Annotated in this window: 17 protein-coding genes; 4 read left to right on the forward strand and 13 right to left on the reverse strand. The window is 67.6% G+C overall.

What is annotated here, in order from left to right; genetic code table 11:
* Position 1: 1 nt before the first annotated feature.
* Positions 2–760: a 2-dehydro-3-deoxy-D-gluconate 5-dehydrogenase KduD gene (kduD, locus tag CSC78_RS06525; protein WP_162337103.1), complete on the forward strand. Its 759-nt coding sequence runs from the start codon at positions 2–4 to the stop codon at positions 758–760.
* 113 nt (positions 761–873) lie between these two features.
* Complete coding sequence (locus tag CSC78_RS06530) at positions 874–1,995, forward strand: cupin domain-containing protein (protein WP_162337104.1); 1,122 nt, start codon at positions 874–876, stop codon at positions 1,993–1,995.
* A 67-nt stretch (positions 1,996–2,062) separates the two neighbouring features.
* Here CSC78_RS06530 and CSC78_RS06535 read toward each other — a convergent pair whose 3' ends face one another.
* From CSC78_RS06535 to CSC78_RS06560, 6 genes are all read right to left on the reverse strand, one after another.
* Positions 2,063–2,524, reverse strand: coding sequence for a hypothetical protein (locus CSC78_RS06535; protein WP_162337105.1), 462 nt, complete (start codon positions 2,522–2,524; stop codon positions 2,063–2,065).
* Between the two features lie 37 nt (positions 2,525–2,561).
* Complete coding sequence (locus CSC78_RS06540; RefSeq protein ID WP_162337106.1) at positions 2,562–3,284, reverse strand: HAD family hydrolase; 723 nt, start codon at positions 3,282–3,284, stop codon at positions 2,562–2,564.
* A 126-nt stretch (positions 3,285–3,410) separates the two neighbouring features.
* Positions 3,411–3,701 (reverse strand): hypothetical protein, encoded by a 291-nt coding sequence (locus CSC78_RS06545; RefSeq protein ID WP_162337079.1) that lies wholly within the window; start codon positions 3,699–3,701, stop codon positions 3,411–3,413.
* Positions 3,702–3,742: 41 nt separating this feature from the next.
* Positions 3,743–4,069 (reverse strand): EF-hand domain-containing protein, encoded by a 327-nt coding sequence (locus tag CSC78_RS06550; protein ID WP_162337213.1) that lies wholly within the window; start codon positions 4,067–4,069, stop codon positions 3,743–3,745.
* A 118-nt stretch (positions 4,070–4,187) separates the two neighbouring features.
* Positions 4,188–4,562, reverse strand: a complete 375-nt coding sequence (locus CSC78_RS06555; RefSeq protein ID WP_162337107.1) for an EF-hand domain-containing protein — start codon at positions 4,560–4,562, stop codon at positions 4,188–4,190.
* Between the two features lie 205 nt (positions 4,563–4,767).
* Complete coding sequence (locus CSC78_RS06560; protein ID WP_162337108.1) at positions 4,768–5,163, reverse strand: hypothetical protein; 396 nt, start codon at positions 5,161–5,163, stop codon at positions 4,768–4,770.
* Between the two features lie 167 nt (positions 5,164–5,330).
* Between CSC78_RS06560 and CSC78_RS06565 the strand changes: the two genes are divergently transcribed.
* Positions 5,331–5,966: a Rossmann-fold NAD(P)-binding domain-containing protein gene (locus CSC78_RS06565; protein WP_162337109.1), complete on the forward strand. Its 636-nt coding sequence runs from the start codon at positions 5,331–5,333 to the stop codon at positions 5,964–5,966.
* Positions 5,967–5,975: 9 nt separating this feature from the next.
* Here CSC78_RS06565 and CSC78_RS06570 read toward each other — a convergent pair whose 3' ends face one another.
* From CSC78_RS06570 to CSC78_RS06580, 3 genes are all read right to left on the reverse strand, one after another.
* Positions 5,976–6,425, reverse strand: coding sequence for a DUF4920 domain-containing protein (locus tag CSC78_RS06570; RefSeq protein WP_162337110.1), 450 nt, complete (start codon positions 6,423–6,425; stop codon positions 5,976–5,978).
* A 45-nt stretch (positions 6,426–6,470) separates the two neighbouring features.
* The gene (locus tag CSC78_RS06575; protein ID WP_162337111.1) at positions 6,471–6,977 is read right to left on the reverse strand and encodes a hypothetical protein; all 507 of its coding nucleotides are present in this window, start codon (positions 6,975–6,977) and stop codon (positions 6,471–6,473) included.
* A 113-nt stretch (positions 6,978–7,090) separates the two neighbouring features.
* Positions 7,091–7,879 carry a lytic transglycosylase domain-containing protein gene (locus CSC78_RS06580; RefSeq protein ID WP_162337112.1) on the reverse strand — a complete coding sequence of 263 codons (789 nt, stop codon included), beginning with the start codon at positions 7,877–7,879 and terminating at the stop codon, positions 7,091–7,093.
* 153 nt (positions 7,880–8,032) lie between these two features.
* Between CSC78_RS06580 and ppa the strand changes: the two genes are divergently transcribed.
* Entirely contained in the window at positions 8,033–8,587 is a 555-nt protein-coding gene (gene ppa, locus CSC78_RS06585; protein WP_162337113.1) for an inorganic diphosphatase, read from the forward strand.
* Between the two features lie 66 nt (positions 8,588–8,653).
* Here the strand turns inward: ppa and CSC78_RS06590 are convergent, their stop codons facing one another.
* The 4 genes from CSC78_RS06590 to CSC78_RS06600 all read right to left on the reverse strand — a co-directional run bounded on the left by CSC78_RS06590 (position 8,654) and on the right by CSC78_RS06600 (position 12,068).
* Complete coding sequence (locus tag CSC78_RS06590; protein ID WP_162337114.1) at positions 8,654–10,534, reverse strand: sulfotransferase; 1,881 nt, start codon at positions 10,532–10,534, stop codon at positions 8,654–8,656.
* A 64-nt stretch (positions 10,535–10,598) separates the two neighbouring features.
* The gene (locus tag CSC78_RS06595; protein WP_162337115.1) at positions 10,599–11,294 is read right to left on the reverse strand and encodes an ion channel; all 696 of its coding nucleotides are present in this window, start codon (positions 11,292–11,294) and stop codon (positions 10,599–10,601) included.
* Between the two features lie 10 nt (positions 11,295–11,304).
* The gene (locus tag CSC78_RS18855) at positions 11,305–11,472 is read right to left on the reverse strand and encodes a hypothetical protein (protein WP_202924137.1); all 168 of its coding nucleotides are present in this window, start codon (positions 11,470–11,472) and stop codon (positions 11,305–11,307) included.
* Positions 11,469–12,068 (reverse strand): DUF4136 domain-containing protein, encoded by a 600-nt coding sequence (locus CSC78_RS06600; RefSeq protein ID WP_162337116.1) that lies wholly within the window; start codon positions 12,066–12,068, stop codon positions 11,469–11,471. Before CSC78_RS06600 ends, CSC78_RS18855 begins: the two co-directional genes overlap by 4 nt.

Genomic DNA, 12,068 nt, shown 5'->3' on the forward strand with positions numbered 1-12,068 from the left:
GATGGCAAGCAATCCGTTCAGTCTTGAAGGCAAGATCGCGCTGGTCACCGGCGCCAACACCGGCCTGGGCCAGGGCATCGCCGTGGCACTGGCCGAAGCAGGTGCCGATATCGCGGCGGCCGGCATCGTGGAAGCCGCCGAGACCGGCGAAAAGGTGCGTGCGCTTGGCCGGCGATTCCTCAACCTGGAAGCGAACCTGATCAGCATCGATCCGGTCGAGCGGCTGGTGAAGGAAACCGTCGACGGCCTGGGCGGGCTGGACATCCTGGTCAACAACGCGGGCCTGATCCGTCGCGCCGACGCGGTGGACTTCAGCGAGAAGGACTGGGACGACGTGATGAACGTCAACATCAAGTCCGCGTTCTTCATGTCGCAGGCGGCTGGCCGCCACTTCATCGCGCAGGGCAGCGGCAAGATCATCAACATCGCGTCGATGCTGTCGTTCCAGGGCGGCATCCGCGTGCCGTCGTACACCGCGTCCAAGAGCGGGATCGCCGGCATCACCCGCCTGCTGGCCAACGAGTGGGGCGCCAAGGGCATCAACATCAACGCCATCGCACCCGGCTACATGGCCACCGACAACACCGCGCAACTGCGCGCGGACGAAGACCGCAACAAGGCGATCCTGGACCGCATCCCGGCCGGGCGCTGGGGCGAGCCGTCGGACCTGGGTGGCACGGCCGTGTTCCTGTCCTCGCGCGCGTCCGACTACGTCAACGGCGCGGTCATTCCGGTCGACGGTGGGTGGCTGGCGCGCTGACGCAACGGAATCCGCTCGGGGAGCTGTGGGAGCGACGTCAGTCGCGAAACAGGCATCCCGGTACGTCATCGCGAATGACATCACTCCCACACACGCCATGGAGAAGATCGCCGATGTTGCGCCTGTTCGCTCTCGTCGCTCTTCTCGGTTGTTGCCTGCCGGCGATCGCCGCACCCCCGAGCCAGGTCTTCATCGCGGGTGATTCCACCGCCAGCCACTACGGCCCGGAACGTGCGCCGCGCGAGGGCTGGGGCCAGCAGCTGCAGGGCTTCCTCGACGAGGATGCCTATGTCGTCCGCAACCATGCGCAGAGCGGGCGGAGCTCTCGAAGCTTCGTCGTCGAGGGCTGGTTCGACGGCATGGCGAAGGCGATGCGCCGCGGCGACGTGCTGCTGATCCAGTTCGGGCACAACGACGAGAAGATCGAAGACCCCACCCGGTACAACGAGCCGCAACGCGCGTTTCCCGAGTGGCTGTTGCGCTATGTATCGCTGGCCCGCGACAAGGGCGCCACGCCGATCCTGGTGACGCCGGTGGCGCGCCGCAAATTCGACCGCGGTCAGCTGCTCGATACGCACGGCCTGTACGCGCAGGCGGTGCGCGACCTTGCGCAGCGCGAGCAGGTGGGGCTGATCGACCTGACCGCCCTGAGCATGGACTGGCTGCGCGCCGCCGGCGACGAGGCGAGCAAGGCGTACTTCATGCATGTCCCGGCACAGGACCAGCAGGACGACACCCATTTCCAGCAACGCGGCGCGGTGATGGCCGCGTGCCTGGTCGTCGCGGGCTGGAAGCGGATCGATCCCTCGCTCGCCGCGCATGTGACGCGCGATACCGACTGCGGCGCGCCGGACACCGCGCTTGCCGATCGAAAGGCACAGGCGAACCCATCGCTCGTCGTGCACGAAGGGGACCTCGCCACCGACCAACCCGGTCCCCATGGCGGCGCAGGCGCTACCACGGCCTACCCGTTCTTCAGGGACGCGCCGGCCCTGGGCTTCGAATTCCGCAAGCGGGTGCTGCACAAGGGCGCCGGTATCGGCCTGCACCAGCACCACAAGGATGAGATCTACTACGTCCTCAGTGGCCGCGGCATCTACGAGCTGGACGGCAAGACGCAGGAGGTGCGAGCCGGCGATGCGATGCTGACCCGCCCCGGCAGTACGCACGCGATCCGGCAGGACGGCGACGACGACCTGGTGCTGCTGATCATGTACGGGAAGAAGCAGGAGTGAGTGGACAGGAGTGAGGAGTGAGTGAGAGCAGGCTTCCGCTCACTCCTCACTCCTCACTCCTCTCCGCTCACTTCTCGGCCACCGGCGCCGGACGATCCCAGCGCCGATAGGTCGCCTCGAGTGCGCTGCGCAGTCGACGGTACTGCGCACTGCCCGGCTCCGCCTGCAGGCGGCCCGCCACGGCCTTCCAGCCACCCTCATGGTCGCGCGACCACTCGCGCACGACGGCGCGACAGGGTTGGCCCACGATCTGCGCCAGCGCGCAGGCCATGAAGATGTCGCCGGCCGTCCAGTCGGGTTGCTGCTGCATCGCTTCCACGTAGGCACGCGGCACGGCGTAGTAGCGCCCCATCTCGTCCGCGAACGCCGCGGGGTAGCGGCTCGCGTACTCGTTGATGTCGGCGAGATGGCGGTCGATCGCGGCATCGCCGCTGGCGGGCACGTACGCATCCGCGTCCTGCGCGGACACAGGCCAGGCCATGGCCAGGCAGCAGCACAGGATCAGGGAAGTAAGGGGCGCGCGCTTCACGGGGGCATTGTGCCCCAGCGGCGCCGCGCGGGTGCGGTCAGGTCGCCGGCATCGCTTCGATGGCCGCCAGCGCATCCGCCACCTGTCCCGCGTTCTCCACCACACGCAGCCGTGGCGCGTCGGCATCGACCCCATGCTCGGTCTCCAGCGCCCAGGTGACGTGGTACGGCATGTGGATGCCCCAGCCACCCAGCGCCAGCACCGGTTCGATGTCCGATCGCAGCGAGTTGCCGACCATCGCGAACTCCGGAGGCGCGACATCCAGCTCGCGCAATACGCGCGCGTAGGTGGCCTCGTCCTTCTCGGACACCACTTCGATGCGATGGAACAGGTCGGTCAGCCCGGACTGCGCGATCTTGGCCTCCTGGTGGAACAGGTCGCCCTTGGTGATCAGCACGATTTCGTGGTCGGCGGCGATCCGTTCGACGGCGTCGCGGATGCCGGGCAACAGGTCGACCGGATGCTGCAGCGTGGCGCGCCCGATCTCGATCACGCGATGCAGGTCGCGGGCGCTGATGCGCTCGCCGGTTACCTGGATGGCGGTCTCCAGCATCGACAGCGTCATGCCCTTCACGCCGTAGCCGAAGATCTTCAGGTTGCGGCGCTCGACCTCCAGCAGGTGCTGGTGCGTGCGCGCATCGGCTAGATCGACGTAGGCGCCGACGATCTGCTCGAAGTCCGCTTCCGCCTGGCGGTAGTAGTCCTCGCTCTTCCACAGCGTATCGTCGCCGTCGAAACCGACCCATCGGATGCGTGCCATGGAATACCCGCCCTTCACTCCGTACGAAGGCCGCGAAGGATAGCAGCCGCCCGTCCGCGCAAAAGAAAGCGGCCGCCCCGGCAGGGACGGCCGCCTGTGGATGACCACGGCAGGCGTTGCCCGCGATCAGCCACCGGAGCTCGGCGGCGATGCGCTGCCTTCAGCCGGCGGCGGCGTGGTCTCCGGCGCGTTCGGGTTGGCCGGCGGCGGCAGGGTCGGATCGGTAGGCGGCACGGCCGGGTCCGTGGGAACCGGGGGCGGCGGCGTCATGTTGTCGGTCGGCGGGGTGGTTTCCATAGGCTCGGACGGACTGGGCGGCGGCGTGTCTTCAGGTTTCGGTCCGCAGGCCGTCATCAGACCCGCGCTCAGCAGCGCCAGACCAAGGCCCATCGTCAGTCGGTGAGTGGAAGGTTTCATTGGGTTCCTCCATGCGTTCGTGCGTGGGAAGCGCGATGGCGTCAGGGCGTACCCTGCGCGTGCACCGCGTACTCTTCGGGGGTCAGACGACCATCGGCGTCCTTGTCGAGCGTGCCGAACACCTGCGCGAGCGGCGGATCGACGGCCGCCTCGTCCTTGCTGATCACGCCGTCCGCGTTCTGATCGAGTTCGTCGAACGGGCGCGGCGCGGTGGTCGGTTTCGTCGTTGTCGTGGCAGGCGTTCCGGCTCGCCGGGCAGCGTCTTCGGCCTGGCTCTGCGCGCCGGCCAACGGCGTCAGGGCAAGCAGCATCGCGGCGACCGCCACGCCCAGCAGCGGTAGCTCCTTCGTTACCGTCTTGGTCTTCATGCGTCCCTCCTGTGACCGCGTACTCCAGGAATGCAAAGGGCGGCGCTGGTGGCCGCCCTTTGCCCGGACGACGCCGGCGCCTCGTCGCGCACGGCGTCGCCCTCGTGACGGCGCTTGCTTACTTCTGCTGGTCGCCGTAGTTCTTGCTCACGAACGCCTTGTACTCGTCGGGCGTCAGCGAACCGTCGGCGTTGGCATCGGCCTGGTCGAACACCTGGCTCAGGCCCGGGTTGGCCGCGGCTTCTTCCTTGCTGATGTTGCCGTCAGCGTTGGTGTCGACATCGGCCCAGCCCTGCTTGGCCTGGGTCGCGCCCGCGTCGCTGCTCTGCGTCGGCGTGGTGGCCGAACCCGTGGCCTGCTCGGCGCTCTGCTCGGTCTGCTGCTGGGCCTGCGCCGCGTCTTCGGTCTTCTCCTGCGCAAACGCCAGCGGCATGGCCAGCGCGGCGCTCAGGGCGACCAGGGCGATCAGCGGCTTGCGGTTGTTATTCGTCATGTCAGTGCTCCGTTCTGTAGGGAGTGCGTCCGATTGCGCACGGCCCCACCTTGCCCCCGGGCATCTGAACGAAATTTGCTTCGCGACATGAACGTGCACGCATGCTTAACCCCGCTGTCGAAGGGATCGACTAGACCGGTGTTAGGCGCTCGTGAGCGCCGCGTCAGCGCCTCGTCGAATGCGTGACGGCGCCCCGGGTTTCCCGTTACGCATCCGTTTTTCCGGTGCCGTCCGGCGCAGGATCGGCCGCGGTTTTTTTGCTGAACCATTGCCAACCCAGCACGACACCGCTCAGCGCACCGGCGATTTCCAGCACCACGCGCGAGCCGAGACCATCGGGATCGTGGATGCCCTGCAGCGCGATGCGCGCGTACAGCGGTGACTCGAGCCGCGCGATGCCCAGGTAGAACATGTTCCACGCGTCCACACCGGCACCGATGACCACGGCGGTGACGCAGGCCCAGCCGATCGCATGCCCAGTCGACCAGCGCATCTTCCCGCTCAGCCAATGCCAGAACAGGAAGCACAGCAGACCGACGAGCAGCGCGATCACTCCCGCTTCCAGCGCGCCCAGCAGGCCGTAGTGGAGCGGCAGGTTCATCGCGGGATGCCCCACAGGCAGAAGGGGATGCAGGGAATGGCGTGGCGGGGCATACGGAATTCCGGGTCATCGGGCCACGCCCGTCGCTGCCGAAGGGTAACCGATGCCGTCCATGGTTCCGGCCGCAGGACTGGCAAGATGACGTACTCCTCCCATCGGACATCGACATGACACGTGTACTGCTGGCCGGTGCCACCGGCCTCGTCGGCGAGGCGGCGCTGCAGCGTGCGCTCGCATCGCCGCGCGTGCAGCAGGTGGTCGCACCGACGCGACGGCCGCTGGCGCCGCATCCCAGGCTGCTCAATCCGGTCGTGGACTTCGATGCCCTGCCTGCCGATGCCGACTGGTGGCGGGTGGACGCCGTGGCGTGCGCGCTGGGCACCACGATCCGCGATGCCGGTTCGCAGGACGCCTTCCGCCGCGTGGACCACGACTATCCGCTGGCGATCGCGCGCCACGCGCACGCACATGGCGCAGCCACGTTCGTCCTCGTATCGGCGATGGGCGCGGATGCGGGTTCGCGCGTGTTCTATTCGCGCACCAAGGGCGACGTGGAGGACGCGCTGGCCGGGATCGGCTTCGCGTCGTTGACCCTGCTGCGTCCCGGCCTTCTGGGTGGAGAACGCCGGCAGCATCGCGGTGGCGAGCGCATCGCGCTACGCGTACTCGGAGCGCTGGACGGCGTGCTGCCGCAGCGCTATCGCATCGTTCCCGCCGATCGTGTCGCCGACGCCTTGCTGCACGCGGCACTGGATGCCAGGCCGGGGCGGCACGTCATTCCCTCCGAGCGCCTGCTGCGCTGACGGCGCGGGTCAGGCGCCCTCGTCGTCGGCCAGCACCTGCACGCCATCGGCGACGATGCGGTACTCCACGTCCGGCACGGCGGCGCCGGACGTCTCCTGTGCCGTGTGCCGCTGCGCCTCCGCGGACAGTTCCACGCGCGACAGCACGCCATGCACCTGCGCGGGACCTCGCACGTCCTTGGGCACGTAGAAGTCATGGTCGCCCAGCAGCACGCGGGCGCCCTGCCCTTCGTCCTCGAGCATCACCCAGCAGCCCTTCTTCTGGCAGACATCGACGACGCGACCGCTGAACACCCTGGCCTGTCCGACATGCGCAGCAGGGTCGGCCAACGCGGTGGCCAATGACACCGCCATGCCGCCTTGCGGCAGGTCCGCGCCGAACTTCTCCCATTGCGGTGAGGCGGCTGCCGAGGCGGCGCCCGTGAAGAACAGCATTCCCGTGATGGCCCAACGACGCATGCCTGCATCCTCTTCCGGAGTCGCCGCGATCATACGTCGCGCGCGCTACTGGAGCAGCCCGTGCGGCAGCACCTGCAAGCGGTGGACGCCTGCGGTGGACAGCACGGCGGCGACAGCCCGTTCCAGCAGTGCGTCATCCGTATCGTCGATCACCAGCAGGACCTCTCCGGCCTCGATCTCGCGCCGGTAATCCCGACGGACTTCGCTGGGCACGGCCGAGCCGGCCAGCGAGGCCGCCCACATGCCGACGCAGCCACCGATCACCACGCAGACGGCCACACCGGCCCAATGGATGCCGACGGCCGGTACCAGCATGGCGAGAAGTCCCAACACCAGGCCCAGTCCGGCACCGCCGACCAGGCCGCGCACGGCGGCGGGCTTGAAATCGGTCGGCGCGGCTTCCTTTTCATCGTCAGGCACCTGCTCGACTTCGATCTCCGAACGCCCGACCAGCGCGGCATGGTCGGGATCGATGCCGGCACCGATGGCCTGGCGCATCGCCACCTCGGCAACGGCAACGGAGGGAGCGCTGAATACTCGACGATGCTTCATGGCGGTCTCCTGCCCGGCTCGGAATGACCGGGCCACCGCGACACGCTAGGCGCGCTGCCGCGCACAGGGGGTGAAGAACGGCGGCGCAACCCAATGCGCCCGCAATCCCGACGCTACAGAGCGGGACGCTCGGGCGCCGCTTTCTTTCCCAGCGCGCGCAGGTAGAGCTCGTACAGCGCGGTGACCTTGGACACGTATTCCTGCGTCTCCGCATAGGGCGGTACGCCACCGTAGCGCGTGACCGTGCCGATGCCGGCGTTGTAGGCGGCCGCGACCAGGGCCAGGTCGCCCTTGTACCGCTTCATCAGCCCGCTCAGATGGCGCGCGCCGGCGTTGATCGATTCGGTGGAGGAGAACGGATCGGCCACCCCGTACTCCTTGGCCACGTCCGGCATCAGCTGCATCACGCCCATCGCGCCCTTGGGCGACACCGCCCTGGCGTCGAAGTCGCTTTCGGCATGCGCCACGGCGCGCAGCCAGGCGTCGTCGACCCCGGTCCGGCGCGCCGCCGCCTTGAACTCCGAGGGATATCGGTCCAGCCGCGGCTTGCCGACACGGCCCAGGCCGGGATGCGCGGGTTCGCCGGGCGGGGTCTGCACGGTGAACTTCAGGTAAGGGACGGAACCCGGCAGGTTGCGGGTGGAATACACCTTCTGCCCCTCCTGCTCGCGCTCGTACAGGGTGCCGCTGAAGACACCCATCGAACCCCACAGATTGGGCGTGCTGACGGCGTTGTCGTCGATTTCCTTGGCCACGCACTTCGAGCCTGGCTCGGGCGCCGTGGCCAGGCTGACCGTCCCGCCCTGCACGCAGCGGTAGACCGTGCGCGCGCCGGCCTCGGTGCTGGCCAGGAGGGCCAGCACCGTCAGCAACAGGCTGGCGGTGGATCGGAGGTGGCGCATGGGCGGCGGATTCTAGGCCCGGGCCGTGGAGTTCAACCTGAACCACGCGGCCGCCGCCGACGGTCGGCCAGTGCGCCGAAGGTCCTGCTGCGCCGCAGCAGCCAACCGCGTAAAATGCCGGCCCTCAATCACCGCACCCCCTCGGAGCATTCAATGGGCCTGGATCTGGTCAGCGCCGGCAAGAACCCGCCGGACGAAATCAACGTCATCATCGAGATCCCCAAGGACGCCGAGCCGGTGAAGTACGAGGTGGACAAGGCCAGCGGCGCGATCTTCGTCGACCGCATCCTCTCCACCCCCATGCGCTACCCCTGCAACTACGGCTATGTCCCGCACACCCTGTGCGGCGACGGCGACCCGGCCGACGTGCTGGTCGTGCTGCCGCTGCCGCTGATTCCCGGTTCGGTCATCCGTTGCCGCCCGGTCGGCGTGCTGCGCATGAGCGACGAGGCCGGCAGCGACGAGAAGCTGCTCGCCGTGCCGGTGGACAAGGTGTTCGCCGGTTACAGCCACATCAGCGACATCGACCAGGTCAGCCCGCACTGGCTGGAGCGCATCGGCCACTTCTTCGAGCACTACAAGGACCTGGAGAAGGGCAAGTGGGTCAAGCTCGACGGCTGGGGCAATGCCGCCGAAGCCAAGGCCGTGCTGGTCGACGCCATCGCCCGCCAGGCCGCGCAGCCGGACGACGAGAAGCACAAGTTCTGAGCCCCGGCGCGGCAACGCGCTCGTGGACGGGAAGGCCGCCTTGGGCGGCCTTCTTTTTTGTAGGACTCAGAGGCCGGCGGCGCGCGCGGCGCGGTCGATGGTGGTACGCCATTGCGCCAGACGCGGTTCGATCACGTCCGCATGCCGGCGCCACTTGTCGGGATCTGGCTGTGACAAGGTGTAGCGCGAAAGCGGCAACTGCGCTCCCAGCTCCCGATCCCACGACCAGCCGGCCCACGTACTGAGACGGCGCGCTTCGCCCTGCGGATCGGCGAGGAATCGACCGTAGTCCACCGATACCCAATCCTCCGCAGGCAATGTCAGTAGGTCGTCGAGCATGATGCGCGTGGTGGTTTCCCACTGCCGCGCGACGATCTCGCCGAGCGGCTTCCCGCTCAGGGCCTGCCAGCCCGGAGTCAACAGGAACGACCAGGTCGGACCCTGCCAGTCAGGCAAGGTATACATCCGGAACCGGCCCGACTCCCAACCATCAATCATGCTGCCCCAGACCTGTCGCGGATCGCGATGGAGATAAATGAATTTCGCGTCGGGGAACACCGCCTTGAGGAAGGGGATGCGAAGCGCATTCTTGGGCGTCTTCTCCAGCATGCGCACAGCCATCTCACCCCCCGGCGTACGCCCTTCCCGATCACGCAGCGCACTACGGAAACGACCCTGCAACTCCTGTACGACCGAGAGGGTGGCGTCGTCCTCACCAAGCTGGTTGGAGTGGTAAGACCGCTGCGCGGGTGCAAGTCCGCTCACGCCCTCGATCAACTGATGGCTTTCATCGCCGATCGTGTAGACGTGCGGCGCTCCCGCGAGCGTTTCGAACAGCAATGTCGAACCCGAGCGCGGCGGGCTGACAATGAAGACAGGCCGCTCCAGTGCTGGCGTATTGCGCGACGTCGCAACCGCGCGCTTCGGCGCCATCAGTGGCTCCGGCACCGCTACGGCGCCCGCGTGGACATCCGGCTGACCATGGACGTCCTTCTGTGCCGGACGGCTCGCATCGGCCAGCGCCATATCGAAGACGTGTGAATTCAGCGCATGCCAGAAACCAACCTCATTGCGCAGGTCGATACGATCGGCGCCCAGGCCGAGCAGTTCCCGCTTGGTCGTGTCCAGCAGCGCCTGGTAACGGGGGCGTCCTGCGGCCTCCTCGCCATGGCACGCCCACAACGCCTGCCATCGGCGCGAGAACCGCAACAGCGCGGCTTGGATGGCACCGAGCCGCGGATCCGCAATGCATTCTCCCAGCAGGAACACCATGTGTTCGCGCACCTCCCATGGCGACATCACCGCCGGCGCATTGATCTGTTCGAAATCGAGCTGCCCCCGTCTGCCCGGCAACGGCGCCTGCAACTGCGGGCGCCAGTCTCTCTGATAAGGCTGGCCAGGCGCACGGCCCTCGGACAGCATGTCCCAGAAGCGCTCGCCGCCGACGGTGTCCGCGACCAGGTGAATACGCTGCACGTTGCCTTCGTTGAGTACGCGATGCCTGCGCCAGGTATCGAAGACCCAGCACTCGCCCGCCCCCATGTTGATCTCGGCATCGCCGCACTGGAAGCGCACGCCTGGCGTAGTGACGATGGGGATATGCACCCGCATGCGCTCCCGCCAGTAGTAGTTGATGTCGACGTGCGCTTTCACCTCGGCCTGGCCATTCAGCCGCATCAGGCGCGCGCGACCCCACGTCGCGCCCACTGCCTCCAGCACCTGGCCGAGATAGGGGCAGCGTTCAAGCCAGGGCGTGGGTTGCATACGACCCGACAGTGCATCGCTGGCGGGGTCACCGTCCGTCGTGATCAACGTCAGCGCACTGTTTCCGTCATCCCGCGTCGTCCGCCCCCGCCAAGCGCTTTCCTCGATCGCCGAAACCTCCGCCAGCATGGCGGCGGCATCGAACAGGATGGGCAGCTGGATGAAGGGCACTTGCAGTTTCATGACGGATTCCAGAATCGGGCAGCGGAGGCGGCCAACGGGATGCCGCGATGATACCGGCAGATGTTCAGTCGCGGTCCGCTGGCGCCGGCTTGATGCGCAGGATGGTCAACCCGATCAGCCGCGACACCACCACGGCGATGTACATCACGCCGGCGAACTGCTCCAGCATCACCAGCGCGCGGGCCTGCGGCAGGATCGGTACCACGTCGCTCAGGCCGACGCCCGACAGCAGGCTGAAGCTCAGGAACAGCAGTTCCATCCAGCTGCGCGGCGATTGCGGATCGACGGCCGCCGTGAAGCTGCCGGGATACCACTGCTGGCAGACCGAGAACGAAAACGCGAAGGCCCACGCCAGCAACGTGAACGTGGCGCCGGCGGCGAACAGTTCGTCGCTGGTCACCGAGTGGTCCTGCAGCATGTAGGCGATCAGGCTGCCGGCCGTGTAGAAGTACAGGCCGCTTTCCAGCAGATGCGCGTAGATCCAGAGCATCGGCACGTCGAAGACCGCCGCGGACACCGACAGCAGCACCGACGGCACCGCCAGCGACCAGGCGATCCAGTTCACCGCGGCGCTGCGGTTGACCACCCACAGGGCCAACGCCAGCACCAGGATGCCGAATGCGCCGAACAACGCGCGCCCCGCCTGCGTGTCTTCCATCACCGGATACAGTAGGATGCCGGCCAGCTGCACGACCAGCAGGAAGGCGCACGGGTGGCGCCGCGCCGTCACCATCCAGCGCAACCGCGTCCAGGTGTTCATGCGGCGGAATTCACCTGGGGTGATGGACCAGGGCGTAGTAGACCACGTAGATCCACGACAGCAGGCCATGGATCACCGCCCACAGCAGCGACTTGTTCGCACTCCACGAGATGGTGATGGCGAGCGCCGTGCCGAAGCCGATACCGGCCCTGGCGATGACGGGACCGTTGCCCTTCACGGTGTGGCCGCCGGCGTTCCGCTGCCCGCGCGATACGGATAGCGCAGGAAGATCTCCGCCACCGCGGCGTCGATCTTCGCACCGCGCTCCTCCGGCTTGGTGCGTCCCACGCGGCCGACCGCCACGCCCGTCCAGACCAGGCGGTTCTGCTTCGCATCCACCAGGTCCACGTTCAAGGTGCCTTCCGTGTACTTGTACACGTCGGTACGGTCACGCCAGGTCGGTACCGACACGTAGCGGCGCGCGCGATAGCTGTAGTAGTAGTCGTAGTCGACCTCGGGCGTGCTCACGACGTCGGTCTTTTCCTGCATGTAGGCATTGAGGTTCACCCACAGGTCGGGCGAGGTCTCGTCGTACACGTAGCCACGGGACTCCATCTGCCTGCGCGCGGCGTCCTTCGTACGGCCGCTGGTCAGCGTGGCGTAGCCCTGTCCTTCGATCGCCAGTGGCGAATAGAAAGCGAAGCTGCGGTACTGGCCGAAGTTGGCGGACGGGTCCACGTCGCTGGTGACGCGCGGGCCGGTGGCGCAGGACGCAAGGAGAAGGACGGCGGCGGCCATCATCCAGCGGCCGGCATTGCGGGCGAAACGGGCCAT

The sequence above is a fragment of the Pseudoxanthomonas japonensis genome (assembly GCF_010093445.1).
GTDB lineage: Bacteria > Pseudomonadota > Gammaproteobacteria > Xanthomonadales > Xanthomonadaceae > Pseudoxanthomonas_A > Pseudoxanthomonas_A japonensis.

What these genes read in the sequence shown, in the direction of transcription:
- kduD (WP_162337103.1), top strand. Translation starts at nt 2, where the DNA reads ATGGCAAGCAATCCGTTCAGTCTTGAAGGCAAGATCGCGCTGGTCACC.
- CSC78_RS06530 (WP_162337104.1), top strand. Translation starts at nt 874, where the DNA reads ATGTTGCGCCTGTTCGCTCTCGTCGCTCTTCTCGGTTGTTGCCTGCCG.
- CSC78_RS06540 (WP_162337106.1), bottom strand. Translation starts at nt 3,284, where the DNA reads ATGGCACGCATCCGATGGGTCGGTTTCGACGGCGACGATACGCTGTGG.
- CSC78_RS06545 (WP_162337079.1), bottom strand. Translation starts at nt 3,701, where the DNA reads ATGAAACCTTCCACTCACCGACTGACGATGGGCCTTGGTCTGGCGCTG.
- CSC78_RS06550 (WP_162337213.1), bottom strand. Translation starts at nt 4,069, where the DNA reads ATGAAGACCAAGACGGTAACGAAGGAGCTACCGCTGCTGGGCGTGGCG.
- CSC78_RS06555 (WP_162337107.1), bottom strand. Translation starts at nt 4,562, where the DNA reads ATGACGAATAACAACCGCAAGCCGCTGATCGCCCTGGTCGCCCTGAGC.
- CSC78_RS06560 (WP_162337108.1), bottom strand. Translation starts at nt 5,163, where the DNA reads ATGAACCTGCCGCTCCACTACGGCCTGCTGGGCGCGCTGGAAGCGGGA.
- CSC78_RS06565 (WP_162337109.1), top strand. Translation starts at nt 5,331, where the DNA reads ATGACACGTGTACTGCTGGCCGGTGCCACCGGCCTCGTCGGCGAGGCG.
- CSC78_RS06570 (WP_162337110.1), bottom strand. Translation starts at nt 6,425, where the DNA reads ATGCGTCGTTGGGCCATCACGGGAATGCTGTTCTTCACGGGCGCCGCC.
- CSC78_RS06575 (WP_162337111.1), bottom strand. Translation starts at nt 6,977, where the DNA reads ATGAAGCATCGTCGAGTATTCAGCGCTCCCTCCGTTGCCGTTGCCGAG.
- CSC78_RS06580 (WP_162337112.1), bottom strand. Translation starts at nt 7,879, where the DNA reads ATGCGCCACCTCCGATCCACCGCCAGCCTGTTGCTGACGGTGCTGGCC.
- ppa (WP_162337113.1), top strand. Translation starts at nt 8,033, where the DNA reads ATGGGCCTGGATCTGGTCAGCGCCGGCAAGAACCCGCCGGACGAAATC.
- CSC78_RS06590 (WP_162337114.1), bottom strand. Translation starts at nt 10,534, where the DNA reads ATGAAACTGCAAGTGCCCTTCATCCAGCTGCCCATCCTGTTCGATGCC.
- CSC78_RS06595 (WP_162337115.1), bottom strand. Translation starts at nt 11,294, where the DNA reads ATGAACACCTGGACGCGGTTGCGCTGGATGGTGACGGCGCGGCGCCAC.
- CSC78_RS06600 (WP_162337116.1), bottom strand. Translation starts at nt 12,068, where the DNA reads ATGGCCCGTTTCGCCCGCAATGCCGGCCGCTGGATGATGGCCGCCGCC.